The sequence below is a fragment of the Mucilaginibacter sp. P4_G9 genome (genome assembly GCF_056400985.1).
This window is the reverse complement of the sequence record NZ_JBFUKF010000645.1, coordinates 1-1,921: the sequence shown is the minus strand read 5'-3', so window position 1 is coordinate 1,921 and position 1,921 is coordinate 1. Positions and strand designations below refer to the sequence as shown.

The 1,921-nt window shown below is 39.5% G+C and carries 2 protein-coding genes; both read right to left on the bottom strand.

Translation table 11 applies throughout. From position 1 onward, the window contains the following. The coding region (locus tag AC1DPZ_RS26300) for a hypothetical protein (protein WP_477409075.1) at positions 1-1,414 on the bottom strand (1,414 nt) is incomplete at its 3' end. Between the two features lie 90 nt (positions 1,415-1,504). Next, on the bottom strand, positions 1,505-1,921 hold a 417-nt coding region (locus AC1DPZ_RS26295; protein ID WP_477409073.1), incomplete at its 5' end, for a glycosyltransferase family 4 protein.

Below are 1,921 nucleotides of genomic sequence, written 5' to 3'. Positions count from 1 at the left end.
ACTTAATTCCCCTGTTGCGAATAGTACCAATGTTTTCATCTAAAACTGGATAACTTGGTTTCTTTACCTGGTTTCTGGCTGCTGCAAAAACTAAGCCCGCAATAAGAGTGCTAAAACCCAGCGAAGTTGGCTGCGACCAGTTGCCCTGCGGTAAAAGCAACAGACAAAAACTCAGCAATATCCAAGGTAATAAATCGCCCTTATTTAACTTTTTGTAAGCTGCTACGGTTACTTTAATACCAGCACCCAATCGAAAAAATATCAATAAAAGCCCAAAAAGAGGCCCCGACTCCCTGATCATTCTCCCCCATTCACCCTCGGCAATTCCTCCAACCGTTCTGCCTGATAGTAACTTACTGCCTACATTACTAAACATACCTAAACCATATCCAAAAAAAGGTGTTGCAGACGAAAAACTAAAGGCGTTAAGTAAACCTCCCAAATATCTATCCAATAAAACGCCTTGGACCCCACCTTCGGATTCATCTGCAGTATTAAAGCGAACAAGAAAAGCATTTAAGGCTGTTTTAAAAAATCCGAATTGGCTCACCAAAAGAAGTAAAACGCATATCCCAACACCAGCCAGCAGCATTTTCGCGAGATATTTGGGTTTGCGAGACGCAGCGAAAACTACAAATATTACAGTTACTCCAATACCGAAAAATAAACCTCGACTTATTGAAAGCGGAATTGACATCAGCAAGCCTCCTGTAGCTCCAATTAAAATCAATTTATTGACACTTTTAGGATTGAGCCAAAAATAAAGTACAAAACAAGCCACCAAGCTAAAAAAAAGTGTATTGCCATTGGTAAATGAAAAAGTTCCTGTCGGCCTGAAAAAGCCCAATGCCCCGGTAAATCCCGCGCCGGTCTCCCCACCTATTGTTTTATTAACCCATGCAGATTGGGGACTATAAAATTGCATTGCTATTAATAATGCCATCGGTGTGGCAAACCAAATTACTACTTTACCCAATTTCAATACATCCTCGCGATTAAAAATACGACCAATAACAAATATTAAAGGAAAATGCAACACGAAAGCACGGGCACCATAAAGTGCAACCATCAAGTTACCGTGGCCAAATAAAACAGAAGTAAATATTCCAATTATACCAATTGAGATGGTGCCTGTTAAAAATAGATTTGAAACAACCAGTCCCCGGCTATATGCTGTTAAAATGATCCATAATGCAACCGGATCTCGTACAAGTAACAGTGGTGTTGCCAACCCGGGTAAAATCCATTTTCTTAATGCGCCCTCAAAAACTAAAAGGAAAAAATATAACCAAATACCCTTTTTAAGATCTGCATTAGGATCATACGCTTGTTTCTCCCCCCTTTTAAGAGAAGGCTTCGTACTTTTGGATTTTGTAAATCTCGTTCTGCTTTTCAACTCTAATTTTTCTTCCATTTATTTCATAAAGACTATCGAATTATCAACTCAACCAGTCATTGCAAATTACAATTTAAACGTTATATAAATGTATTCACGTTTAATAGTTTAAAATAACTCACGAACGGCTTTAGCGAGTTCGGCACTATAAAAACTCCAGGGCCTAAGTTTTGCCGTTTCCATAGCATTATACCCTGCCTCGGCTATTTTTTCCGGGTGATTAAGCACATATTCTATGGCTAACTTAAGTTGCTCTGTTGATCCCGCATTTACTATCCAACCATTTTCATTGTCTTTTATAAGGTCAGGACCTGCTGTACGTTCTGTTGTAATAACCGGGGTTCCCTGTGACATCGCTTCTGTAATAACAAGTCCAAAGCCCTCGAAAAGTGAAGGAAAAACTAATATATCATGTTCCCGCATCAATTTAAGCACTTCGGCATGCGGAATGCTTGGCACCCATTTATGTTTAGCCAAAGCAGAATCAAGGGCCGCACAAGGATTAGTAGATTTTTGCCCAACTAC